Source organism: Streptomyces bacillaris (genome assembly GCF_003268675.1).
Taxonomy (GTDB): domain Bacteria; phylum Actinomycetota; class Actinomycetes; order Streptomycetales; family Streptomycetaceae; genus Streptomyces; species Streptomyces bacillaris.
In genome coordinates this window covers 5,948,462-5,973,395 of record NZ_CP029378.1, presented here as the reverse complement: position 1 = coordinate 5,973,395, position 24,934 = coordinate 5,948,462, and the positions used below count along the sequence as shown (strand labels likewise).

The following is a 24,934-nucleotide window of genomic DNA, read 5'->3' as shown; positions in this document are numbered from 1 at the left end:
CGAATGCGGTGGTGCGTGCGGGTGGTGGCGTCCTGGCGGTGTCAGCCCTTGACGGCTCCGGCGGACATACCGGTGACCAGGTGCTTCTGCGCGAACAGGAAGACCAGGGCGGCCGGGATGGCGATGAGCACGGAGGCCGCGGTCATCGGGCCCCACTGGGCGCCGTACTGGTTGACGAACTTCTGGAGTCCGCCGGCCAGCGTCAGGTTCTCGTCACCGACCAGGAAGGCGGAGGCGTACGCGACTTCGCCCCAGGCGGTGATGAAGGAGTAGAACGCGGTGACCGCGAGGCCCGGCTTGGCCAGCGGCAGGATCAGGCGCCAGAAGGTGCCGAACGGGGTGAGGCCGTCGACCTCGCCCGACTCGTCGATCTCGCGCGGGATGGTGTCGAAGAAGCCCTTCATCATCCAGGCGCAGAAGGGCACCGAGATGGTGAGGTAGGTGATGACGAGACCGGCGGGCTGGTTGAGCAGACCCATGCTCGCCATGATGTTGTAGATCGGCACGATGAGGACGGCGACCGGGAACATCTGGGTGATCAGCAGCGTCCACATCAGCCCGCGCTTGCCGGGGAAGCGGAAGCGGCTGACCGCGTAGCCGGTGGTGGCGGCGACGAAGACGCCGATGACGGTGGAGAGCCCGGCGATGATCGCGGAGTTGGCGAACCAGGTGAGGAACTCCGTGTCGCGGATCAGGTTCGTGTAGTTGACGAGCGTGGTCTCGCGGAAGAAGTCCGTGGTGGTGGCGTACTTGGCGGGCTTGAGCGAGGTCAGCAGGACCCACAGCACCGGGAAGACCGCGATCACCGAGGCGACGATCAGGGTGAGGTGGAGTCCGACCGAGGCGAGCGGGGAGCGCTCGCCGCGCAGCCGGACCTTGCGCACGGCGTGCCGGGCGGGGGTTTCGGTCGCGGTGGTCACCAGTTGTCTCCCTGGGAGCGCAGGACTCGCCGGTAGATCACGGCGAAGAGCATCAGGAGTACGAGGATCAGCACGCCCCAGGTGGAGGACTGGGCGTAGTCGCGCGGGCTGATCTCGAAGGAGAACTTGTACGCCTGGGTGACGAGGATCTGGGTGGCCTCACCGGGTCCGCCGCGGGTGAGCAGGAAGATCACCGGGAACATGTTGAAGGTCCAGATGGTGGAGAGCAGGACCACCGTGGTGGAGACCGGGCGCAGCCCGGGGAGCGTGATGTGGCGGAAGCGCTGCCAGGCGGTGGCGCCGTCCATCTCGGCGGCCTCGTACTGCTCCGAGGGGATGGACTGCAACCCGCCGAGCAGGGCGACCATCATGAAGGGGATGCCGAGCCAGACGTTGACGGCGATGACCGCGAACTTGGCCATGGTCGGGTCGTTCAGCCAGGGGACGGCGTCGAAGCCGGCGCCGCCGAGGATCTTGTTGAGCAGGCCGCGCTCCTCGTTGTAGAGGAAGCGCCAGGCGAAGACCGAGACGAAGCCGGGGATGGCCCAGGGCAGGATGAGGGCCATGCGGTAGGCGGAGCGGCCGGCGATCCTCCGGTTGAGGAGGTTGGCCAGCGCCATGCCGAACGCGAACGTGATGCTCACGCAGGCGACCGTCCACACCAGCGTCCAGCCGAGCGTGCCGAGGAACTGCGAGCCGGTCAGCGCGTCGACGTAGTTGTCCACGCCGACGAACTCGTAGGTGGCGGGCAGTTCGTTGACGCCGATGGAGCGGGCGACGTTGCGCTCGTCGGCGTCGGTCATCGACAGGTAGATCCCGCGCAGCAGCGGGTAGCCGATGATCACGCTGATCACGACGACGACCGGGGCGACCATGGTCCAGGCGTACCAGTGGGTCGACAGGCCGCGCCGGATACGGCCGGGGGCCGGTGGTGGGGTGCCAGTACCGCGGCTCCGGCCGCGAGCGGTGTTCCCGCCCGCGGCCTTCACCACCGACTGGCTGGTGTGGACAGCCATCAGTCGGCCAACCTTCCTGTTACTTCCAGTCCTTCAGGAGCTTGCGGTACTCGTCGCCGACGGCCTTGGCGGCCTTCTCCGGCGTGGTCTGGTCGGTGAGGACCTTGGTGTACTCAACGCCCAGCGGGGCGAAGAGGCTGCCGCCCTCGGGGATCCAGGGGCGCTCGACGGCGGTCTCGACGACCGGCTTGAAGAAGCCGACGATCTCGCTGTTGACCGCTTCCTTCTTGGCGTACGCGGAGGTGCGCGTCGGCAGCAGGCCCAGCTCGCCGGCGGCGGTGGCCTGGGCCTCCACGGACGTCATGTACTCGACGAAGGCGTAGGAGGCTTCCAGGTTCTTCGAACCGGCGTAGACGGCGAGGTTGTGACCGCCCTGGGGGGCACCGTGCGCGGCGGAGCCGGCCGGGACCGTGGCGATGCCCAGGTTGTCCTTGTCCGTGAACTCCTTGCCGGTCAGCGTGTCGGCGACGGCCCAGGGGCCGTTGATCATCATCGCGACGTCGCCGTTCTTGAACGCCTGCATCATGTTCTCCCAGCCGTCGGAGGCATCCGTCTTCGCGGTGCCGTCGTCGACCAGGGTCTTGACCGCCTTGAACGCCTTGACGCCCTCGGGCTTGTCCACGGTGACGGTCTTGGTCTTGGCGTCGACCAGGTCGCCACCCTCGCCGTAGAGGAAGGAGAGGAAGAAGTACGGGTCGTCGCCGCGCAGGTAGAGGCCGGTCTTGCCGGTCTTGTCCTTGATCGCCTTGGCGGAGGTCTTCAGCTCGTCCAGGTTGGCCGGCGGCTTGACGCCGGCCTTCTCCAGCAGCTTCTTGTTGTAGAAGATGCCCATGGAGTCGATGACCTGCGGGACGGCGTAGGTCTTGTCCTCGTACTTGGTGGACGCGAGGGCCTGCGGCAGGAAGTCGTCCTGGTTCTTCAGGGCGGCGGTGCCGTCCAGCGGGGCCAGGTAGCCGAGGGAGGCGAAGTCCGGGGTCCAGGCGACCTCGGAGCGGATCACGTCGGGCGCGGCCTTGCCGGACTGGGCCGCGTTCTTGAAGTTATTCTGCGCGTCACCGAAGGGGACGCTGACGTACTTGACGTCGACCTTCGGGTGCTTCTTCTCGAAGCCTTCGGCCAGCTTCTTGAAGACCTTGTCCTCGCTGCCGACGCTGGAGGTGTCCCACCAGGTGACGGTGCCGGAGAGCTCGCCCGAGCTCGAACCGCCGTCGGACTTGTCGCCACCGCCGCACGCGGTCGCCGCGAGCGCCAGGGCCGCGACCAGGGCGGTGGCCGTTATGCCACGTCGCATCTGAACTCCTTCAACTGCCGTACCGCTCCGTCGCGGCGCCGGGTCAACGTGAACGTAACAAGGATGAAAGAACACCGAAAGACCTTGCGGAAGATTTCTGCAAGCCCTGTTGATCGTTACATTCGCGTGTCCTCAAGGTTGCCGTCAAGCCCCTTGACGGAAGCGGTGGAGCCCTGGCAGGGGCAGGTCAGGTACGGCATGACCGCAGTGCGACGATACGACTGCACCCCGCAACGACGGCCCCGCAAGAGCTTGCAAGACCTTGCCGTACGTCGTGCCGTCAGGGCGCGGAGCACGGGCGCTCACGGCGCGGCACGGCAGCCGACCACCCTGCCGCCGCAGTGCGGCACAAGGGCCCCGGGGCCGGGCCCCCGCCCCGCGATGCCGCACAGTGGGCAATCCGACACGGGCCCGGTACAGTCCACTGACATGACCGCACGGCTTGCCGATATCGCAACTCAGGCGGGGGTCAGCGAAGCGACGGTCAGCCGAGTCCTGAACGGCAAGCCCGGGGTCGCGGCGACCACCCGCGAATCCGTCCTCGCGGCGCTCGACGTCCTCGGCTACGAACGCCCCGTACGGCTGCGCCGGCGCAGCGCGGGCCTGGTCGGACTGATCACCCCCGAGCTGGAGAACCCCATCTTCCCGGCGTTGGCCCAGGTCATCGGCCAGGCGCTGACGCGGCAGGGGTACACCCCGGTGCTGGCCACCCAGACCCCCGGCGGCTCCACCGAGGACGAACTCACCGAAATGCTGGTGGACCGGGGCGTCTCGGGCATCATCTTCGTCTCCGGGCTGCACGCCGACACCTCGGCCGACATGCAGCGCTACGAGCAACTGCGCGGCAAGGGCGTCCCCTTCGTCCTGGTCAACGGCTTCTCCGCCAAGGTGCAGGCCCCCTTCATCTCCCCCGACGACCGGGCGGCGATGCGGCTGGCGGTGACGCATCTGGTGGCGCTGGGCCACACCCGTATCGGCCTGGCGGTCGGCCCCAAGCGGTTCGTTCCGGTGCTCCGCAAGATCGAGGGCTTCCACGCCACGATGCGGGAGCAGCTGGGCCTGGCCCCGGAGGAGACCGAGGAGCTGATCCAGCACTCCCTGTACACGCTGGAGGGCGGCCAGGCCGCCGCCTCCGCCCTGATGGAGCGCGGCTGCACGGCGGTCGTCTGCGCGAGCGACATGATGGCGCTCGGGGCGATCCGGGCGGCCCGCAGGCTCTCCCGGGAGGTCCCCCGGGACCTCTCCGTGGTCGGCTACGACGATTCGCCGCTCATAGCGTTCACGGACCCGCCGCTCACCACCATCCGGCAGCCGGTGACGGCAATGGGCCAGGCCGCGGTGCGCACGCTGCTGGAGGAGATCGGCGGGACCCCGGCCCCGCACAGCGAGTTCGTCTTCATGCCGGAGCTGGTGGTCCGCGGGACGACGGCCTCCGGACCCGCAGGCGGATCAGGGTCCCCGTCTCGTCCTTGAGGCCGATGCCCTCGTCCTTGAGGCGCAGGATGTGCGACCGGAACCCGACCGGAGGATGATCGGGGGCAGGGGAATCTCTATGGAAGACTCTCTGCCTATGGGTGAAACGCAGGTGACAGCACAGGAAGACGGGAAGACCGGCTGGTCGGACCGCTTCCGTTCCTTGCGATCGCCCGGCCGGCCCCGGCTCTGGTTCGAGATCCTGCTCATCGCGGTCAGTTACTGGCTGTACTCGCTCGTGCGCAACGCCGTACCCGAGCAGAAGGCCCAGGCCCTGCGGAACGCGGACTGGATCTGGTCGGCGGAGAAGTCGCTGGGCCTCGCGTTCGAGGAAACGGTCAATCACGCGGTCAATTCCGTGACATGGCTGATCGTGTCGATGAACTACTACTACGCGACGCTGCACTTCGTCGTGACCATCGGCGTCCTCGTCTGGCTCTTCCGCCGCCACCCGGGCCGTTACGCGGCGACGCGGCTGGTCCTCTTCGCGACGACGGCGGTGGCCCTGCTCGGCTACTACCTCTACCCGCTGGCGCCACCGCGGCTGATGAACGGCGCGAACTTCATCGACACCGTGCTCGTGCACGAGACCTGGGGCTCGATGGCCTCGGGCAACTTCAAGAACATGTCGAACCAGTACGCGGCGATGCCGTCGATGCACATCGGCTGGTCCCTCTGGTGCGGCCTGACCATCTTCGCCCTGGCCTCGGCCCCCTGGGCCCGCATCCTGGGCCTGCTCTACCCGACGCTGACGCTGGTCGTCATCGTGGCCACCGCCAACCACTTCTGGCTGGACGCGGTGGGCGGCATGATCTGCCTCGCCTTCGGCTACGCGGTCTCCCGCGTCTGGTACGGCTCGCTGCCGCACCACCTGCCGAAGTGGGTGCCGCCGAAGCAGGGCGGGCGATTGACGGGGGTACGGACGGCACGGCTGCCACGCCCGGCGGAGGAACGGGCGGCAGAGGCGGCGGGCACCCGGTCCGGGGAGCAGACGGGCGCTCCGACCGGGGAACCTTCCGGAAGTCGCTCGGGATCGGGTGAGGCTTCCGGAAAGCCCTCCGGGAGACCTTCCGACGAGCCTTCCGGGGACCCGGAGCCCGCGGGAGCACGGAGACCCTAGCCACCACTGCAGACACCACGGCGGTGCGGGCGGACGTCAGGTCCGCCCGCACCGCCGTTTTCCGTCTCCGCTTCCGTTTCCGTCCCCGCCTCCGTCTCCGCCTCACCCCCGGTGCACGACCCGCCCTCCCGTGACCGTGAGCCGGACCGGCGCATCGCCCAGCTCGTCCGCCGGGGCCTCCACCGGATCCACCCCGAAGGCGGTCAGATCGGCCCGGAACCCGGGCGCGATCCGCCCCGCCACCGCCTGATCCCCCGCCGCGACGGCCGCGTGCGAGGTGCACCCCTCCAGGGCCATCAGCCCGGTCAGCGCCTGTTCCGGGGCGACGGGCTCGGTGTCGTAGGCCCCCGGCAGCCGCCGCAGCCGCGCCGTGGCCAGCACCTGCCGTACGTCGTAGTGGGCGATCGGCCAGTCCGAGCCGAGCGCCAGGTAGGCCCCCGCGTCCCGCAGGTCCCGGCAGCGCCAGGCGCGGGCGGCGCGCTCGTCGCCGAGCCGCCGGGACCAGGCGTCGGTGTGGTCGGCGCGGGTGTAGGCGGTGTGGGTGGGCTGCATGGAGGCGATCACCCCGAGCCGGACGAACCGCTCGGCCACGGCGTGCGGGATCGACTCGATGTGCTCGACGCGGTGGCACAGCCGCCCGCTGTCCCCCAGCCCCTCGACGGTGTCCAGGACATGCCGTACGGCCGCGTCCCCGATGGCGTGGGTGGCGGTGCGGACCCCGGCGCGGTGGAGGTGGGTGACGGCTTCGCTGTACGCGGCCGGGTCCGGCCAGAACGCCTCGGTGCCCTGGCCGTGGCAGTCGGCCTCCTCCAGCCAGGCGGTGCCGCCCTCCACGGTCCCGTCCATGAAGAACTTGACCCCGCCGACCCGCCAGAGCCGCCCGGCCTCCCGCTGGAGCCGTACCAGCTCCTCCAGCCCCTCCTTGTTGACGCCCGGCATGCACCAGGGTGCGAGCCGGAGCCGTACGGGAAGGTCGGCGTCCTCCTCCACGGCGGCGAGGAAGGCGGGCACGGAACCGTCCCCGAGGTCCATCACATGGGCCCCGGTCAGCCCGGTGGCGGCCATCGCGGAGAGCAGCTCCACCAGCCCGGCCCGCCGCTCGGCCAGGGACGGCCGGGGCAGGAACGGGGTGAGCAGGTCCATCGCGGCATGTTCGACGAGGTGCCCGGTGGGCCGCCCGTCCCGGTCGCAGACGACCTCGGCGCGCTGGGCGAAGGTACGGGGCCCGGTGACGCCCGCCCGCTCCAGGGCGGCGGCGGAGGCGAGGGCGGAGTGCCCGTCGTAGAGCCGGAGGAAGGCGGGCGCACCACCGAGGGCGTCCTCGATGAGGACGTGGCCGACGGGCCGGTCCCCGAAGGCGTTGTGGTCCAGCCCCCACCCGATCACCCACCCCTCGGTGCGCGGGGCGGCGGCGAGGGCGGCGCGGAGCTGGTCGAGGTCGCGGACGGCGGTGAGGTCGGTGCCGGTGGCCATCTCCAGCCCCCAGACGGGGTGGCTGTGGGCGTCGGTGAGCCCCGGGGTGAGGGTGGCTGCCCCGCCGAGATCGATCCGCTCGGTCCCGGGCCCGCGCAGCGCACGCAGGTCGTCGGCGTCCCCGACCCCGACGATGGTCCCTCCCCGGACGGCGACGGCGGAGGCGGTGGGCCGGTCGGGGTCGAGGGTGCGGACGCGGGCCCCGGTGATGAGGAGATCGGCTGAGGACGACACGGTGAAGGCTCCTTGCAGGCTGGTCAGAGGGTTACGGAGGTGGAGACGGGTTGCGCGGGCGGGTCCGGGAGGCCCTCGTGGCCCTCCTGCGGCGGCTCGGCGGCGAAGGAGGCGTACACCTCGGGCCGGTGGCGCCGGAGGCGGCGGGCGAGGAGGAGCCCGAGCAGGAAGACGCCGGGCACGAGCGCGACGAGGAGGACGTTCACGGCGGTGGAGGCCCCGGTGAACAGGTCCACGTTGTACGAGACGAGCCCGATGGCCCCGGTCAGCAGCACGGCCGCCACCAGCGGGGCGACGACGGTGCGCAGGCGGCCTTCGCGGTGCGGAATCCTCCGGAAGAAGAGGAACACGGCCAGAGCGGCGAGCAACTGGAGGACCATGAGCCCGATCATGCCCGGGGTGTTGACCCAGAGCAGGAGCTGCGCGTACGGGTCGGCTCCCGCGGCGGCGAAGCCGGTGACGACGAGCGCCCCGAGCACGGTCTGCGCGGCCCCGGCGACGTACGGGGAGCGGTGGCGCGGGTGGACGCGCCCGAGGGCGGCGGGCAGGACGCCTTCCTCGGCGAGGGCGAGCCCGTACCGGTTGATCGCGTTGTGGAAGGCGAGCAGCGAGGCGAGGACGCTGGTGACGATGAGGATGTGCATCAGGTCGGCGGCCCAGGGCCCGACGTAGGTGGTGATGGCGGAGAAGAAGAGCCCACCGGGATCGTCGGCGGCGGCCTGGACGACCTTCGCGTCCCCGAAGGCCTGGACGACGGTCCAGACGATGAAGGCGTAGAAGAGCCCGAGGAAGCCGACGGCGATGTAGGTGGCGCGCGGAACGGTCCGCTCCGGGGCACGTGCCTCGCGGCGGTAGATGACGGTGGACTCGAACCCGGTGAAGGCGGCGAAGGCGCAGGCGAGGACGGCGGCCATGCCAGGGACGAAGACGTTCCCGGCGGAGAAGGAGGCGAGCGAAAGCCCCTCGGAGGAGCCGCCTTCCAGCAGCACCCCGCCCGCGAGCAGAACGAGAATCCCGGTCTCGGCGACGAGCAGAACGCCCAGGACCTTGGCACCGAAGTCGATGGAGCGGAAGCCGCCGTACCAGATGAGCGCCAGCCCGAGGAGGGAGACGGGCAGCCAGGGCACGTCGATGCCCCACAGGGCACGGGAGGTGTCGGCGGTGGCGGAGCCGAGGAGTCCGTACACGCCGATCTCCATGCCGTTGTAGCCGAGCATGGCGATGAGCGCGGCGGCGATCCCGACGGGCCTGCCGAGCCCGCGCGTGATGTACGCGTAGAAGGCCCCGGCGCTGCGGACGTGGCGGCTCATCGTGGTGAACCCGACGGCGAAGACCGCGAGGGTGACGCCCGCGACCAGGTAGCCGACCGGGGCGCCGATGCCGCCGAGCAGGAGGGCGATGGGGGCGACGCCGGCCATGACGGTGAGCGGGGCGGCGGCGGAGACGACGAAGAAGGCGATGTCGGCGGTGCCGAGGGTGCCTTTTCTGAGGGTGGGCGCAGACATGTGCAGGAGGAGCCCTTCTGCGGCAGGCGGGCAGGCGGCGGTCGCACGACACGGGACCGGGCGGACCCGACGGACCCGACGGACCCGACGGACCCGACGAGGCTAAACCTAAAGCCTTTCGGTTTCGGGGAATGTAGCCTCACCCCAGGCCATCGGGGAAGACCTTCGCCACCGCAGATCAGGAGAACCGCACATGGGACGGCCGCGCACACCGCTGCTCGACCGGGAGCGCATCGGCGCCACGGCGCTCGAACTCATCGACGAGCAGGGCGAGTTCAGCGTCCCCCAGGTGGCCCGGAGGCTGGGGGTGCAGACGGGTTCGGTGTACCACCATGTGGACGGCCGGGCCGGGGTGATCGAGCTGGTACGCGAACGCGTCAGCGCCTCCATCGACACGGCCACGCTCGACCTCCGCCCCTGGGACCGGGCCCTGACCGCCTGGGCCCGCTCCTACCGGGCCGCCTTCGCCGCCCACCCCCACACGATCCCGCTCCTGATGACCTCCCCCGTACGGGCCCCGAAGGTCCTGGCCCAGTACGAACACGCGGTCCGCCTGCTCCTGAAGACCGGCTTCCCCGTGGCGCGGGTGATGACGGTGATCACGGCCCTGGAGAACCTGGTCCTGGGCTCGGCCCTGGACCTGGCCGCCCCGGAGACGATGTGGGAGCTGCCGCAGGACTCCCCGGAGACGGCGAAACTGGCGGAGGCCCTGGCGGCGACGGGCCCGAGAAGAGCGGACGCGGCCTTCGAACTGGCCCTGGAGGCATTCGTGGCCCACTGCCGGTCCCACGTGGGCCCGCCTTCCGGCCCGTCCACCGATTCCAGCCCGTCCGCCCCATCCGGCGCGGGCGCCCCCTCCTCCAACCTGTCCGGGAACCCCTCCAGCCCGTCCGGCGCTTGAGGACATCCTTCCGCCCCGGACCAGGGACACCCGTTCACCGCCGGGGGCCCGGAAATCCAGCTCCTCCGCGAATTCCAGCCCGTCCGGCGCTTGAGGAGCGGGGTCCGGGGCAGCGCCCCACGAGGGGCCCGGGGCGGCGCCCCGCACGGCCGCACCCCAGCCAACGCCCCGTATCCGCTGGTCACAGCCCCGACCAGCGCACGAAAACCACGTCGCCACCACCCCCGCAACACCGGTATCGTCCGACCTCCCGGCCCGCCACCCCCGGCGGCCCACGGCCAGAGAGCACCCCCATGACCAGCCGCCGAGCGACGACGACCCTGTGGCGCCCCACCGGCCCCAAGGAGCTGGAGCTGGTCCGGGAGCTGAACTGGCGCGCCTGGCCGCCCCGGCTGCCCGAGCAGCCGATCTTCTACCCGGTCCTGAACGAGGACTATGCGATCAGAATCGCGCGGGACTGGAACGTGAAGCACGACGGCGCCGGCTTCGTCACCCGTTTCGACGTCGAGTCGGAGTTCCTGAGCCGGTATCCCGTGCAGCAGGCCGGCGGGCGGACGATCCTCGAACTCTGGGTTCCGGCCGAGGAGCTGGAGGAGTTCAACGCCCACATCGTCGGCGAGATCCAGGTGGTCCACGAGTTCCGCCGAAGCGAGGACGGTCACTGACGGGGCGGGCGGCGTGATCACAGCGCGTCGCCCGTCCCCGGCAACAGATGCCCGCACGGAGCCGGTCCGGCCGCTGAACTTCACCGGTTCGTCCATTCGCCGGTCGTCGGCAGCCCTGTTCCGGCACCGTCGGAGCACAGGGCACAGGACTTCTCGTACGGGAAATGAGGCGGGCTGAGAAGCCGTATCTCAACCGAACGTGATCGCCTGATTTCCGCTGGTCAGGCATGTTCTAGCTCGGCGTGAGGGAGGCATGCGGCGTCTTGTTTCGGCTCCGTGATCGAGGGGTGCGCGATGGCGTGGGTGCTGGGAATGCTGGAGGAGCGGGAGGCAGCGGCCCGGGTGCGGGTGGAGGGCTTGGGGGAGGAAGCCGCGCGGCTGGCTGGGGTGTTGGAGGCCGCGGAGATCGAGCTGGACCGGCGGGTGATCGCGCGGGAGGAGCTGATGGAGGTCCTGGCGGCCTCGGCTGCCGAGACCACCGCCGTGACCGAGGCCGAGGCGGCGGCCGAATCCGTGTCCTCGCCCGCACCGGTGCCGGGCTCGATCGTGCCGCCGTGGCGCGAAGGACTGTTGGTGACGGTGCTGGTGCCGGACTACCAGCGGATTCCGGGCGTGCTCGACGAGCGGCAGCCCGCGGGCCGGCAACCGCTGAAAGCCAGGGAGAACACGGCTCGGCTGGGCTTGGAGACATCGTCGGCGAAGGTCGAGGGGGTGCGCTCGAAGGCCCGGCGTCTGCCGGAGCGCGGGTGGCTCCTCCTGGAGGCGTGGGGGGCGTTCAGTGCCGGTCGGCCGTGCCAGACGCCGGCTCATCCGCGTGACCTGCCACTAACACGCCCACTCACACGTCGAGGCCGTCCGGTGCGCGCTCGGCCTCTGTGCCTGCTCCCGGGTCGGCCTCGCAGCGCCGTCCGTGGCGGCCTCGCGACCTGGGCTGCCTCGCCCGTTCGAGGGCTGTCCTCTGCCCAGTCCTCCACCGGTGATGGCGCGTTCACGTACACCGGCCCGCTCGCATCGTCGCGTCCACGCCAACTTGAGCACCTGCCCGCCCTTGGCCACCCTCGTGACCATGCGCTTCCCCTCTCATTACTTCAGCCTTGCCACCGCAATCCAGCCGCATTTCGTACCGCGCGTTACTGCGGCAACTTTGTGGCTCAACATCACCGATGTCTCTGCTCGCTGCTGCCTCACAGGTGATCCGCCATGCGCACACAAGCGCGAAGACTCGTCACGGCCTTCCTGGCCTTCATTCTCCTTGCGATATCGGCTGCCGCCCCATCCTGGGCGGCTCCCCGGGACCGGCCGGGCGGTGCTGCGGCGGGCGTCGCCCAGGTCAAGGCCCGTACGGCCGAGGACCTGCCCGATCCACCCAAGGCAATGACGCTGGCCGAGCGCCGCAAGCAGGTCGCAAAGGACCGACACGAACTGTCGCCCATGCGGGGCTATATGAACGCGCCGGAGCGGAATGCCAAGGGCACGCCTCACGGCCGGCCAAAGACGGAGCGCATTGAGCGCGGTCCCGCCGCCGAGACGAGCGCGGCCGCGCAGCGCCTCGCCGCTGCTCCCGAGAACCCGATTTCGGTGTCGGCCTGGGCGACCGCGTACCCCGGCATGCTGTCGATCGGCGGGCAGGTGAAACTGCCGAAGCGGGGATCGACGTACACCGGGATGTGGCTGTACGTCCTGGACGAGGCGGGCTTCCCCGTCGTCCAGCAGGAGATCAAGAAGTCCACCGACGACCCCAGCGGGGACACCCCGGACACCGGCGCCTGGTGCTACGACTGGTGGTCGAGTAACTCATACCCCACCGACCAGTGCTTTTGGTGGGCCGGCAGTGAACTGGGCGGAATCCTGGCGGACGGCAAGAAGTACTACGCCTGGGTCTTCCTGAACAACGCCGACGGCTCGAGCCCGGGCGGCACCACCTCGCCGCTGGTGGAGGCCTTCTACACGCCCGGCATCCCCGGCGCAGCAGCGGGCACCTGCACCTGTTACGCCCAGGCCCACCGCGCCGACCCGGTCAACACGGCGACCGGCATGTTCTACGAGCAGCTCACCGACGCCTCTCTGACGGGTCCGGGGGTGCAGCTGACTCTGGAGCGCACCTATCGGTCGGACTCGACCGCCACCGGTCTGCTGGGGCGCGGCTGGGCGACGCCGTTCGACGCGCGGCTGACCCTCGCGACGGGGAAGGTGACGTACCGGACGGGCGACGGGGCGTCGTTCGTGTTCACGCAGGCGGGCGACGGCACGTACACGGCCCCGGCGGGCACGACGGCCAAGCTGGTCAAGGGGACGAGTACGTATACGGTCACCACCCCGGACCACACGGTGCGGACCTTCGACAGCGCCGGTCTGCTGACCTCCGTGGTCGGCGCAGCGGGCAAGGGCCTGAGCCTGACGTACGCGTCGGGCAAGCTCGCCTCTGTCAAGGACGCCGCCGGCCGCACCACTTCCTTCACACCCGGCGCCGACGGACTGCTGTCCAAGGTGAGCTTGCCGGACGGCACGTCGGTCTCGTACGGCTACACCGACGGCCTGCTGACCTCGGTAACCGACCCGGCGGGCAGGACGTCCTCGTACACGTACGACACGAACAAGCGGCTGTCGTCCTACACCGACCCGGGGGGCGGCAAAGTCAGCAACGTCTACGACAGCGCGGGCCGCGTCAAGTCCCAGACCGACCAGAACGGCAAGACCACCACGTTCGCCTGGGACGGCAAGAGCGAGTCGCACACTACCGCGCCCGACGGCGGCGTGTGGACCGACGTCTACGCCAGCAACGTCCTGATGCAGACGATCGACCCGTACGGCAAGAGCATCACCTACGACTACGACCGTCAGCTGCGCCCCGCTGCCATCACCGACCAGCGCGGCAACACCACGGAGATGACGTACGACACCGCGGGGCGGATGCTCACCCGCACCGCACCGGCCACGCTCGGCTACAAGGAGAGCTGGGGCTACGACACTGCGGGCAACCTCACCAGCCACACCGACGGCCGCAGCAACAAGACGACGTACGTGTACACCGCGAACCGGCTGACGTCGGCGACGGACCCGACGGGTGGCAAGACCGTCTACACGTACACAGCGCTCGGCTCGCTGGAGACCATGACGAGCCCGCGCGGCAAGGTCACCAGGTACGGGTACGACACCGCGGGCAACCGGACGTCGGTCACCACGCCGCTGGGCAAGAAGACGACGTTCACGTACGACAAGGCGGGTCGCGTCCTGACCAGGACGGACCCGCGCGGGAACACCTCCGGCGCCGACCCGGCCGCGTACACCACGAAGTACACCTATGACGGCCGCGGTCTGCTCAGCTCGGCCACGGACGCCCTGGGCCGTACGACGACCTACGAGTACAACGGCGCCGAGCAGTTGACGGCGGTGCGCAACCCGGCGGGCGACACCGCCACGCTCGGCTACGACGACGTGGGGAACCTGACCCGGACCACCGACCAGGCAGGCAAGTCCCTCACCCGCACCTACGACGCAAGCGGACGGCTCGCCTCCGAGACCGACGCGGCCGGCGGCAAGACCACCTACACCTACGACAAGGTGGGCCGACTGCTCAGCAGCGTCTCGCCGCGCGGGAACGTCTCCGGCACCGACCCTGCCGCCTACACCACGTCCTATGTGTATGACGCGGTCGGCAACCTTACCGAGACCACCGGTCCCACCGGCGCGATCACGAAGACGACCTACGACGCGATCAACCGGCCGCTCGTGGTCACCGACCCGCTGGGCCACACCACCGGCTACACCTACGACGCCAACGACAACGTCACCAAGACCACCGACGCCGCAGGCAAGACGACCACCGCGGTCCACGACAAGAACAACCGTCTCAGTAGCAGCACCGACCAGCTGGGCAAGACCACGACCTACGCCTACGACGCCGACGGCAACCTGCTCAGCCGCACCTCCCCGCTCGGCCACAAGTCGAGCTGGACCTACGACAGCGACGGCCGCCAGGCCACCGCGGTCGATCCGCGCGGCAACGCCACCGGCGCCGACCCCGCCCAGTACACGACGACGTACGGCTACGACCCGGCGGGCAACCCCACCAAGGTCACCAACCCGCTCGGCGGTGTGACCACCACCGCCTACGACGCTCTCGGTAAGCTCGTCGAGCGTAAGGACGCCGACGGGCGCATCACCTCATACGGCTACGACGACCTGGACCAGCTGACCAAGGTCACCGCCCCCGACGGCGCGGTCACCGCCTACGGTTACGACAAGCTCGGCAACCTCACCGAACGCACCGACGCCAACGGCCACGTCACCGCGTACGGCTACGACGCGACACACCGCCTCACCTCGGTCACCGACCCGCTGGAACGGAAGACGACCTACGCGTATGACGCGGAGGGCAACGTCACCGGGAAAACCACGCCCCGCGGCACCACCGGGTACACCTACGACCCGCGCGGTCTGCTCACCAAGATCGACTACTCCGACGCCACCCCTGACGCGACCTTCGGCTACGACGACGCCGGGCAGCTGACCGCCCGCGCGAACTCCAAGATCACCGAGGACTTCGTCTACGACTCGGTCGGCAATCTGACCAAGACGCGCGGCTTCGCCTACACCTATGACGCCGCCGGGCAGATGCTCACCCGCAAGTACTCCGACGGCAACACGATCACGTACACGTACGACGCCGACGGCCGCACCGCGACGATGGCGGCCGACGGCAAGGCCACCAGGTACACCTGGGACCCGACGGGCAACCTGGTCACATCGGCCCTGCCCAACACCGAGACCGAGGACCGCACGTACGACCGGGCGGGCCGGGTCACCGCGGTGACCGCCACCAAGGCGGGCGCCACGGTCACCAAGACGGCGATGACGCTGTCCGCGGCGGGCCTGCCCTCGCGTGTCGACGTCACCCGGGCCGGCGTCGGCACCGGCGGTTACGACCTCACCTACGACGCGGCCGGCCGGCTCACCTCCGGCTGCGCGCCGCAGCCCTGGGTCACCGGCTGCGCCGCCGGCCGCACCACGTCCTACACCTACGACAAGGTCGGCAACCGGCTGACCTCCACCCTGGGCACCGTCTCGACCAGCTACGCCTACGACGCGGCCGACCAGCTCACCTCGACCACCACCGGCACCACGACCACCGCCTACGACCACGACGCCGAGGGCAACCGGACCAAGGCCGGCGCCGATACCTACACCTACGACCTGGCCGGACAGATCTCCGCCGCCACCGTCGGGGGCGCCGCCTACACCTACGACCACGACGCGAGTGGCAACCAGGTCGCCACCCTCAAGGACGGCACGGTCACCCACCGTACCCAGTGGGACCCCAACGCACCGCTGCCGATCCTGGCCACCGAGTACGACAGTGCCTGGGCGGTCAAGCAGTCCTATCGCTACGACCCGCTCGGTCAGCCCACCGCCACCAAAACCGGCGCCGGGGCGCTCTTCTTCTACCACCACGACATCCAGGGCTCCCCGGTCGACGTCGCCGGCAGCACCGGGACCCTCTACCAGCGCTGGGCCTACGACTCGTTCGGCACCCGCGTCCTGAACACCACCACCAGCGGCGCGCCCGCGAGCACCCCGTCGTACACCGGCGCCCGGTACGAGACCAGCACCGGCAATCTCGACCTGCACGCCCGCCAGTACGACACCGCCACCGGCCGCTTCACGCGGTCCGATCCGGCCGCCCGGGATCTGTCGACGCCGTACGTGTCCGCGTACGCCTACGCCGACAACGTGCCCAGCATGCTCACCGACCCCAGCGGTCTGACCCCTGACGACCCGAACAACGACCGGGTCGACAGTCTCGGCGAGGCGCTCGGCATCTTCGGTGACGCCTTCGTCGACGTCGCCAAGTCGCCGTTCGTGTTCCTCGGGGACTTGGAGGACGCGTTCACCGGCGAGAACGGCGGCGCGGACGCGTTCATCGACAAGTACCTTCCCGTCCGACCCGCCTACCGGCTCTACCGCGCCGAGTACATGCTCCGGCAGCAGGGCTGCGACGCGCTCGCCGACCTGTACGCGGAGACCACCGACGAACTCGCCCAGCAACTGGTCCTCACCGGGGTCGGCGGGCTGACCGGGTGGCGGCGGACCGCGGTTGCCACGGAGCGGGAGCTGCAGTCCGGCGGTTCGTCCTTCCGGCGGCCGCGCAGCGAGATGGACTTCGAGCTGGAATGGGCGGACCACGCCTATGACGCGATCCGCACCAACGCCCAGCTCGACCGGGTGGCGCAGACCGCAGCGTCGCGCGGCTATTCCGCGGCCGACATCAATCAGATTTACAACCACCTGTTCGTCGAATTGCATCAGCTCGACGCGGGAATGCTGCGATTCGACGCCAATCCGCGTATCGCCAAGGCCTGGGAACGCCTCCAGAACGGAAATCCGCACCCCAGCGATTTCGATCTGCTCGCGCATGAACTGTACGAGTCGAACTGGATGCGTCAGCACGGCGACCAGAACTATCGCCGCGCCCACCAAGCGACCCTGGACGCTGGCCGCACCTGGAACGAACATGCGCCCGCGGCGGACGGTATAGGATTCAGGTGATCAAATCCCTGACCCGAGCGAACAGGTAGAAATCCCCGTGACAGCATCACTGACGTGCAGGAAGATCGCTTCTCTCGAAGCGGGATCTGTCTATGCCTGGGAAACCGCAGAAGGGGTCACCGGAAACATCCTGATCGACCCGGAGGAATCAGTCGCCCACCCCTGCACACCGGAGGGAGTAATCATCGGCAACATGCTCCTCGATAAAAACGTCGGGAATGTGGAAAACCCCGATCCGGACCCGGAACTCCGCCGCGCTTTCCTGATCGCGGCATCGGTGATATTCCAAGAAGGGAAACGGCAGGGACGACTGCCTGGCAAGATCACGCGCACCTACTGGTAGGCGCCACGTCACCACCCGAGAGGCCGGGCTCTCCCAGAGCCCGGCCTCTCGGCATTCCACTGAGCTTCTTCGAGCTGGACCCCGATCAGGTGACGTACACCAAGCGCAACGAGCGTGGCCCCCGGGCAGCAGGACGATTGCAGAGTCCTCTGATCGCGTGTCGGCACAGATCAGTTGAGGCCGAGGAGGGCCAAGGGCCGCTCGTAGGGGCGGAGGGCTGTGGTGCGGAGTCCGACGGCGATGTTGGTGTGGCCGGCGTCGCGGAGTTGGTTGATGGCGAAGCTGCGGAGGGTGGCCATGTTCTCCGGCTGCGCCCGGTGCGGATCTTGGAGGCGTCCTCGCGGAAGGCGGTGTCCCGGACGAAGTGGAGCCTGTTTTCGATCACCCAGTGTGCCCTCAAGATCGTTGCGATCCGTTCGGGGGATGCTTGCCGACTGGTCAGGTCGGTGATGACGTAGACGGTCTCGCGGCTCTGTTTGCCGGTCTTGGTGTCGGTGCGGTGGGGGGCTGGACAGCCGGGTGGTCAGGACTGGTGGGAGCACTGTGCGTGGAGCGGGGTAGGAAGCCGTATCTCAACCGAACATGATCGCTTGATTTCCGCTGGTCAGGCATGGTCTAGCTCAGCGTGAGGGAGGCATGCGGCGTCTTGTTTCGTCTGGGCGTGCTCGACGGGCGGCAGCCCGCGGGCCAGCAGCCGCTGAAGGCCAGGGAGATGACGGCTCGGCTGGGCTTGGAGACATCGTCGGCGAAGGTCGAGGGGGTGCGCTCGAAGGCCCGGCGTCTGCCCGAGCGCGGGTGGCTCCTCCTGGAGGCGTGGGGGGCGTTCAGTGCCGGTCGGCGGCCCATGGCCGTGCCGGACGCCGGCTCATCCGCGTGACCATCGACCAACGGATCATCGCCTCGCTGGTGGCGGGCAGGGTCTCGTAGTGCCGGGCCGGCCGGCGCGAGTGCATCAGCCACGCGAACGTGCGCTCTGCCACCCACCGCCTGGGGAGCACCACGAACCCCGTCATGTCGTCGGTGCGCTTGACGATCTCCAAGATCAGGGCGAGTTTCTCCCGCGCCCAGTCGACGAGGCCGCCGGTGTAGCCGCCGTCGGCCCAGACGAGGACCATGTCGCGGTGCAGACGGCGCAACCGGGTCCGCAGGGCCGTCGCGGCGTCGCGGTCGCCGATGTTCGCGGCGGTGACCGCGACGACCAGCAGCAGGCCGAGGCAGTCGGTCACGATGTGCCGTTTGCGGCCGCCCACCTTCTTCCCGCCGTCGTAGCCGCGTGAGGCGGCCGGAACCGAGGCCGCGGCCTTCACAGACTGCGCGTCGATGATTCCTGCCCTGGGCTCGGCCTCACGGCCCTCGCGTTCACGGACCCTCCCGCGCAGCCGGTCGTGGAACTCGGTGATCAGCCCGTGCTCGCGCCAGCGGCGGAAGAAGGCCTAGACCCGGCCCCAGCCGGGAAAGTCCGCGGGCATCGCCCGCCAGGAGATCCCGCCCGCGACCAGGCAGCGGATCGCGTCCAGCAGCCGACGGTGGCAGTAGCCCTCGGGCTGCCCGCCCCGGCCCTTCAGCCAGGCCGGCACCGGCAGCAAAGGCCGGACGGCCGCCCACTCCTCGTCCGTCATGTCGGAGGGATACCGGCGTACCCGGTCAGGATGATCCGCCGCGTTGCCATACACGTGCGCGAGGCAATCGCGCGACACAGCGGGCGAGTTGAAGTGAAGGGGCTCGGGCGCGTACAACAACGACAACAGGGCCTCCGGAACCGCTCGGACGGGATCGCACCCCCGAGCCACCAGGAGGCCCTGCCTTCATGCGCGCACGGTTGGAAGCTCACCCGACCAGGAACTCTGATCGACTTGCACGTTCCATGATCGGTTGAGATACGGCCCCCGATAGGGGGAAGACAGTGAAGTCCGGGAAGTCCGGCGAGGCTCGCGCGGGGAGGCCGATAGCGCTCCTGCCGGACGGGAGCAAACTGCTGCCCGTGTTGTTGGGCGGCAACGGCCCGGACCCCCGTTGAGTACCTCCGTGTGGATCGGCGCGATCGCCGGGATCGTAGGCACAGCCACCGGCGGCGCCCTGTCCGTCTGGTCAGGACGCTGGACCCACAGGGCGCAGGAGCGTACGACTCGTGCCGCAGAGCAGCGGGCGCGCGCGGTTGCGGCTGCGGAGGCGTCGCTGGTCGAACTGCTGGAGATCCACCGCGATTTCCGGAAGGCCAGGACGCCGGACGCAGACGAGTGGCGGCAGCGCTTGCGCCTGCTGCACGATCGCATCGCGAAAGTGCAGGTCCTGCTCCACTCCATCCCTGACGCCAAGCTGCGTACGCGTGTCCGGGAAGACACGTTCTACATGCCGCTCTCCCCACCCGATGACAGACGGACGGGGACGGAGCGGCGGGCCGCTGTCATCGATCTGTGCAACGACGCCGCTGCCTGCCTCGGAGCGTTCCTCCGTGACGAGGAACTGCCCGCACGCAGTGTTCGGGTCGAGAGGACACGTGATCTGTGGCCTGAGTGGAAGCACGAGGAAGACAGCTACTTCTACATGTGGGAGGCCGATGAGGGCGACTCGTTCGGCTGAGCCGCCGCAGCGCGTGTCCCGGGCACGGAGGGAACGGTCGACGGTCTCACCACGCGACCATGTCCGCCGGGGCAGAAACCGAACGAATCGCCGCCTTGAGGCCCCGTCAGGACACCGCCCCGTAGAACCGCTCCTCCACCACCGCCCGCGCCCGCCGCGTGATCCGCCGGTAGTCGTCCAGCATGTCCCCGACGTGCCCTGGCTCGTATCCCAGGTACCGCCCGACCGCCGCCAGCTCCCGCGGGTCGGACGGGAACGTGTCCCCCGGCCGACCCCGTACCAGCATCACCGCGTTCCGCACGCGCGTGGCCAGCACCCACGCCTCGTCCAGCATCTCCGCGTCCTCGCCCGGGATCAGCCCGGCCGCGCACGCGGCGGCCAGCGCCTCGCGTGTGCGGGTCGTCCGGAGCCCCGGCTCGGCCCATCCGTGCTGCATCTGCAGCAGTTGGACGGTCCACTCGACGTCGCTCAGCCCGCCCCGGCCCAGCTTCGCATGGAGGGTGGGGTCGGCGCCGCGCGGCATCCGTTCGGACTCCATCCGCGCCTTGAGCCGGCGGATCTCCCGTACGGCGTCCTCACCGAGCCCCTCCGCCGGATACCGCAACGGGTTCACCAGCTCGATGAACTCGGCGCCCAACTCGGCGTTGCCCGCCATGTGTTCGGCCCGCAGGAGCGCCTGGCTCTCCCAGACCAGCGACCAGCGCCGGTAGTAGGCCTCGTACGACTTCAGCGTCCGCACCATCGGCCCGGTCCTGCCCTCCGGGCGCAGGTCGGCGTCGATGAGCAACGGCGGGTCGGCGGTGGGCAGTTGCAGCAGCCGCCGCATCTCCCCCACGACCGCGTTGGCCGCCTTGCCCGCCTCCTCGTCGCTCACCCCCTCGCGCGGCCGGTGCACGAAGAGGACGTCGGCGTCGGAGCCGTAACTCAGCTCGTGGCCACCGAAGCGGCCCATGCCGATGACGGCGAACCGGGTCGGCAGGGTGTCGCCCCACCGCTCCCGTACGGCGGCCCGCAGCGCGCCCGCGATGGTGGCGGCGTTGAGGTCGGTGACGGCGGAGCCGACGCGGTCGACGAGGGCCCCGAGGTCCTGCTCGGCCGGGCTCTCCTCCGTACCGTACGAGCCGATGATGTCGGCGGCCGTCGTACGGAACAGCTCCCGCCGCCGCACCCCGCGCACCACCGCGACGGCCGACTCCGCGCCGTCCGCACGCCCCACCGCGGCCAGCACCTCCTGCTCCAGGTGCTCCCGGGTGCGGGGGGTCAGCCCCTCCGGGTCGCCCAGGATCGCCACCGCCTCCGGGGCCCGCATGAGCAGGTCGGGGGCGAGGCGGCCGGCGGAGAGGACCCGGGCGAGGTTCTCCGCGGCCGCCCCCTCGTCGCGCAGGAGCCGCAGGTACCACGGGGTCTTGCCCAGCGCGTCGGACACCTTGCGGAAGCCGAGCAGCCCGGCGTCCGGGTCGGCGGAGTCCGCGAACCAGCCCAGCAGCACGGGCAGCAGCGTCCGCTGGATCGCCGCCTTGCGGGAGACGCCGGAGGACAGGGCCTCCAGGTGGCGCAGGGCGGCCGCCGGGTCCGCGTACCCCAGCGCCTCCAGCCGGATCGCGGCGGCCTTGGCGCTGAGCCGGGACTCGCCGGGGGCCAGTTGGGCGACGGCGTCCAGCAGCGGCCGGTAGAAGATCTTCTCGTGCAGCCGCCGTACGACGGACGCGTGCCGCCGCCACGCCTTGTTCAGCTCCGCGACCGGGTCGGTCCGCATCCCGAGCGACCGCCCGAGCCGCCGCAGATCCGCCTCCCCCTCCGGGACCAGATGGGTGCGGCGCAGGCGGTAGAGCTGGATGCGGTGCTCCATGGAGCGCAGGAAGCGGTACGCCTCGTCGAGCTGGGCGGCGTCCGCGCGCCCCACGTACCCGCCGTCGGCCAGCGCCCGCAGCGCCTCCAGGGTGGTCCCGCTGCGCAGCGACGCGTCGCTGCGACCGTGCACCAACTGGAGGAGCTGCACGGCGAATTCGACGTCCCGCAGCCCGCCGGGCCCGAGCTTCAGCTCACGGTCTATCCGGTCGGCGGGGATGTTGTCGACGACGCGGCGGCGCATCTGCTGCACGTCGGGGACGAAGTTCTCCCGGTCGGCGGCCTGCCAGACGAGCGGGGAGACGGCATCGACGTAGTCCGCGCCCAGCTCCGGGTCCCCGGCCACCGCGCGCGCCTTCAGCAGCGCCTGGAACTCCCAGGTCTTCGCCCACCGCTGGTAGTAGGCGAGGTGGGAGCTGAGGGTCCGTACGAGGGGCCCGTTGCGGCCCTCGGGCCGGAGGTTGGCGTCGACCTCCCAGATCGTGCCCTCGGCGGTGGTCTCGGAGCAGAGCCGCATCATGTGCGCGGCCACCCGGGTGGCGGCCTGGAGCGCCTTGTGCTCCTCCACGCCGTCGCGGGCCTCGGCCACGAAGATGACGTCGACGTCGGAGACGTAGTTCAGCTCCTGCCCGCCGCACTTGCCCATCGCGATGACGGCGAGCCGGCACTGCGCGGCGTCCTCGGGTGCGGCCGTCCGGGCGATGGCGAGGGCGGCGCGGAGGGTGGCGGTGGCGAGGTCGGCCAGTTCGGCGGCGGTCTGGGCGATGCCGGTGGTCCCGCAGACGTCCCGGGCGGCCAGGGTGAGCAGGCAGCGGCGGTAGGCGACGCGGAGCGAGTCCGCGTCGACGGCGTCGGCGAGCCCGCGCTCGAACTCGGGGACCCCCGGGTGCAGGTCGACCGCCTCGTACGTGACGAGCGCCTGCCAGTCGCGCGGGTGCCGGGCCAGGTGGTCACCGAGCGCCTCGGACGCCCCGAGCACCCCGAGGAGCCGGTCGCGCAGGGGTTTGGCGGTGATGAGGGTGTCGAGCAGCACCTGCCGCTCGCCCTCCTCCTCGGCCTCGACGAGCCGGACGAGGCCGCGCAGGGCCAGATCGGGGTCGGCGGTGGCGCCGAGCGCCTCGAAGAGGACCGGATCGGACCGTACGGAGGCGAGGTCGTCCAGCTCCAGCAGCCGCTCCGCGGCGGACGGGTCGGTGAATCCGTGCCGCAGCAGCCTGATGAACGTACTGCTTCTCCGCCCCGGCACCGCCGTCATCGCACCCTCTCCCGCCGCCCGACCCGATCTCCACCGAGCCTAGTCCTGCCCGGCCGGATTCGGGACGCGGCCACGGCCCACCGGGTCCCGCGTCCCCGCCGTACCGATGACGACGGTGGCGTACAGCTCCTCGCACACCACGACCCGCGGGCTCAGCCCGGCCCCTCGCAGGACCTCCATCGCCGCGTCCCGCTGCCGCTCGCTCGCCTCCACCAGCAGGCTCCCGCCGGGCGCGAGCCACCGGGGCGCGTCCGCGGCGACCCGCCGCATGACGTCGAGTCCGTCCCCGCCCCCGTCCAGGGCTACGCGCGGCTCATGGACCCGGGCCTCGGCGGGCAGCAGCTCCACATCGGCGCTCGGTACGTACGGCACATTGGCGAGCAGCACATCGACCCGCCCGAGCAACCGCTCCGGCAGCGGCCCGAACAGATCCCCCTCATGGACCACCCCGAGCCCCGCCAGATTCCGCCGGGCACACCGCACGGCAGCGGGCTCGACATCACAGGCGTGCAGCTCGACCCGGCCCAGGGCCCCGGCCAGGGCGGCCCCGAGGGCACCCGAACCGCAACAGAGGTCGACGACGACAGCCGGGTCCGGGGCGAGCACGACGGCATGACGCACCAGGAACTCCGTACGCCGCCGCGGCACGAACACCCCGGCATCCACGGCGAACCGGCGCCCGCAGAACTCGGCCCAGCCCAGCACGTGTTCGAGCGGCAGCCCGCCGACCCGCCGCCCGACGAGCAGGGCCAGCTCCTCCGGGGAGGCGGCGGCCTCATGGAGCAGCGCGGCCTCGTCCTCGGCGAAGACGCAGCCGGCGCGGCGCAGGACATCGGCGGTGGCGGAAAGGGAACTGAGCGAAGAGGGAAGCAGCATGCGGGCGAAGCCTTTCGGGAATTCCGATGGGCGCTCCGCGATGCGCTCGCTAAACCGGTCGTCCGACGCGGCCGTACGGGGTGAGCACCCAGCCTGATCCAGCGGTAATGGGTCTCACCTCCTAGGTCGGCCCCGTGGCGGGGCGGTGCCCCGGTTGCGGGGTGCGGTCACACTACAACAGGGCGGGGCACACGGCATCGGGGGCGGGAGAGGCACCGGGCCGGGGGATACAGACTGTGGCCCACCTGAACGGCTCGGCGGCCACCCCGGCCCCCGACGCACGAACTCCCGAACTCACCGCAGGAGCCCACCATCAGCACCACCCGCGACCCCATCCTCTGGATCTCCACCGGCACCTGCGCGCTCGGCCCCTACCGGGCGGACCTCATGGAGACGTACTGGCGCTGGGGAGCTCCTCGTCGGTTACGGACGTCAGCAGCCGGAGTCGCTGGAGGCGCGCACGGAGGGCATGGCCCATCAACTGCGCGGGGACAACATCCGCTTCACGGTGTACGACCTCGCCGGCGGCAGCCCGGTCCCGGCCGGGGTGGCGACACTGCTGCCCGACCCGGCCGTGCGCACGGCGGAGTACGTGGTGATGCTCGGCCCCGAGGCGCGGGGGCGGGGCCTGGGCACGGCGGCCACCCGGCTGGTGCTGGACTACGCGTTCCACGTGACCAACCTGCGGATGGTCTGGCTGAAGGTCCTGGCCCCGAACAAGGCGGGGGTGCGGGCCTACGAGAAGGCCGGGTTCCGGACCGCCGGAACGCTCCGGGAGGCGGGCTACTGGCTCGGGACGGTCTGCGACGAGATCCTGATGGACGCGCCGGCCCGCGACTCACGGGCCCGTCGGTCATCAGGGCCTGACGGGCCGAGGGGAACGAAGAC

Annotated in this window: 17 protein-coding genes and 3 pseudogenes; 9 read left to right on the top strand and 11 right to left on the bottom strand. The window is 70.5% G+C overall.

Annotation, left to right across the window (positions count from 1 at the left end; genetic code table 11):
* Nucleotides 1–41: 41 nt before the first annotated feature.
* From DJ476_RS25955 to DJ476_RS25945, 3 genes are read right to left on the bottom strand one after another with little or no spacing between them, the layout of a single operon-like run.
* Nucleotides 42–920, bottom strand: a complete 879-nt coding sequence (locus DJ476_RS25955) for a sugar ABC transporter permease (protein WP_053561515.1) — start codon at nt 918–920, stop codon at nt 42–44.
* Entirely contained in the window at nt 917–1,936 is a 1,020-nt protein-coding gene (locus DJ476_RS25950) for a carbohydrate ABC transporter permease (RefSeq protein WP_070203291.1), read from the bottom strand. Before DJ476_RS25950 ends, DJ476_RS25955 begins: the two co-directional genes overlap by 4 nt.
* A 19-nt stretch (nt 1,937–1,955) precedes the next feature.
* The gene (locus DJ476_RS25945) at nt 1,956–3,227 is read right to left on the bottom strand and encodes an extracellular solute-binding protein (protein ID WP_112491690.1); all 1,272 of its coding nucleotides are present in this window, start codon (nt 3,225–3,227) and stop codon (nt 1,956–1,958) included.
* Between the two features lie 429 nt (nt 3,228–3,656).
* Between DJ476_RS25945 and DJ476_RS25940 the strand changes: the two genes are divergently transcribed.
* Together DJ476_RS25940 and DJ476_RS25935 are read left to right on the top strand one after the other, a co-directional pair.
* The gene (locus tag DJ476_RS25940; RefSeq protein WP_103416259.1) at nt 3,657–4,700 is read left to right on the top strand and encodes a LacI family DNA-binding transcriptional regulator; all 1,044 of its coding nucleotides are present in this window, start codon (nt 3,657–3,659) and stop codon (nt 4,698–4,700) included.
* Nucleotides 4,701–4,797: 97 nt separating this feature from the next.
* Nucleotides 4,798–5,820 (top strand): phosphatase PAP2 family protein, encoded by a 1,023-nt coding sequence (locus DJ476_RS25935; RefSeq protein ID WP_318294803.1) that lies wholly within the window; start codon nt 4,798–4,800, stop codon nt 5,818–5,820.
* Between the two features lie 102 nt (nt 5,821–5,922).
* Here the strand turns inward: DJ476_RS25935 and DJ476_RS25930 are convergent, their stop codons facing one another.
* On the bottom strand, nt 5,923–7,527 hold the full coding sequence (locus DJ476_RS25930; RefSeq protein WP_112491689.1) for an amidohydrolase: 1,605 nt from the start codon (nt 7,525–7,527) through the stop codon (nt 5,923–5,925).
* A 23-nt stretch (nt 7,528–7,550) separates the two neighbouring features.
* Nucleotides 7,551–9,032, bottom strand: coding sequence for an APC family permease (locus tag DJ476_RS25925; protein ID WP_112491688.1), 1,482 nt, complete (start codon nt 9,030–9,032; stop codon nt 7,551–7,553).
* A gap of 193 nt (nt 9,033–9,225) precedes the next feature.
* Here DJ476_RS25925 and DJ476_RS25920 point away from each other — a divergent pair, with 193 nt between their 5' ends.
* The 5 genes from DJ476_RS25920 to DJ476_RS34645 all read left to right on the top strand — a co-directional run bounded on the left by DJ476_RS25920 (nt 9,226) and on the right by DJ476_RS34645 (nt 17,487).
* A complete protein-coding gene (locus DJ476_RS25920; RefSeq protein ID WP_112491687.1) occupies nt 9,226–9,933 on the top strand; it encodes a TetR/AcrR family transcriptional regulator in 708 nt (235 codons plus the stop codon).
* A gap of 293 nt (nt 9,934–10,226) precedes the next feature.
* Nucleotides 10,227–10,598, top strand: a complete 372-nt coding sequence (locus DJ476_RS25915; RefSeq protein WP_112491686.1) for a hypothetical protein — start codon at nt 10,227–10,229, stop codon at nt 10,596–10,598.
* A gap of 294 nt (nt 10,599–10,892) precedes the next feature.
* A complete protein-coding gene (locus tag DJ476_RS35805) occupies nt 10,893–11,792 on the top strand; it encodes a hypothetical protein (protein ID WP_318294802.1) in 900 nt (299 codons plus the stop codon).
* A 180-nt stretch (nt 11,793–11,972) separates the two neighbouring features.
* Nucleotides 11,973–17,144 (top strand): DUF6531 domain-containing protein, encoded by a 5,172-nt coding sequence (locus DJ476_RS25905; RefSeq protein ID WP_112491685.1) that lies wholly within the window; start codon nt 11,973–11,975, stop codon nt 17,142–17,144.
* 37 nt (nt 17,145–17,181) lie between these two features.
* Nucleotides 17,182–17,487, top strand: coding sequence for a hypothetical protein (locus DJ476_RS34645; RefSeq protein WP_162638790.1), 306 nt, complete (start codon nt 17,182–17,184; stop codon nt 17,485–17,487).
* A 170-nt stretch (nt 17,488–17,657) separates the two neighbouring features.
* Here the strand turns inward: DJ476_RS34645 and DJ476_RS35800 are convergent, their stop codons facing one another.
* From DJ476_RS35800 to DJ476_RS35790, 4 genes and pseudogenes are all read right to left on the bottom strand, one after another.
* Nucleotides 17,658–17,786, bottom strand: coding sequence for a hypothetical protein (locus DJ476_RS35800; RefSeq protein WP_318294801.1), 129 nt, complete (start codon nt 17,784–17,786; stop codon nt 17,658–17,660).
* 14 nt (nt 17,787–17,800) lie between these two features.
* A pseudogene (locus tag DJ476_RS36265) lies at nt 17,801–17,971 on the bottom strand (transposase); the annotation flags it as partial.
* Nucleotides 17,972–18,311: 340 nt separating this feature from the next.
* Nucleotides 18,312–18,902, bottom strand: a pseudogene (locus DJ476_RS25890) (transposase); the annotation flags it as partial.
* Nucleotides 18,903–18,920: 18 nt separating this feature from the next.
* A complete protein-coding gene (locus tag DJ476_RS35790; RefSeq protein WP_241565405.1) occupies nt 18,921–19,106 on the bottom strand; it encodes a transposase in 186 nt (61 codons plus the stop codon).
* Nucleotides 19,107–19,512: 406 nt separating this feature from the next.
* Here DJ476_RS35790 and DJ476_RS25885 point away from each other — a divergent pair, with 406 nt between their 5' ends.
* Nucleotides 19,513–20,067, top strand: a complete 555-nt coding sequence (locus DJ476_RS25885; protein WP_103416265.1) for a hypothetical protein — start codon at nt 19,513–19,515, stop codon at nt 20,065–20,067.
* A 106-nt stretch (nt 20,068–20,173) separates the two neighbouring features.
* On the opposite strand, the gene DJ476_RS25880 is transcribed toward DJ476_RS25885, so the two are convergent.
* Nucleotides 20,174–23,170 (bottom strand): bifunctional [glutamine synthetase] adenylyltransferase/[glutamine synthetase]-adenylyl-L-tyrosine phosphorylase, encoded by a 2,997-nt coding sequence (locus DJ476_RS25880; RefSeq protein WP_112491683.1) that lies wholly within the window; start codon nt 23,168–23,170, stop codon nt 20,174–20,176.
* Between the two features lie 39 nt (nt 23,171–23,209).
* Nucleotides 23,210–24,046 carry a putative protein N(5)-glutamine methyltransferase gene (locus DJ476_RS25875; protein ID WP_103416267.1) on the bottom strand — a complete coding sequence of 279 codons (837 nt, stop codon included), beginning with the start codon at nt 24,044–24,046 and terminating at the stop codon, nt 23,210–23,212.
* 387 nt (nt 24,047–24,433) lie between these two features.
* Here DJ476_RS25875 and DJ476_RS36125 point away from each other — a divergent pair.
* A pseudogene (locus DJ476_RS36125) lies at nt 24,434–24,913 on the top strand (GNAT family N-acetyltransferase).
* Nucleotides 24,914–24,934 lie beyond the last annotated feature (21 nt).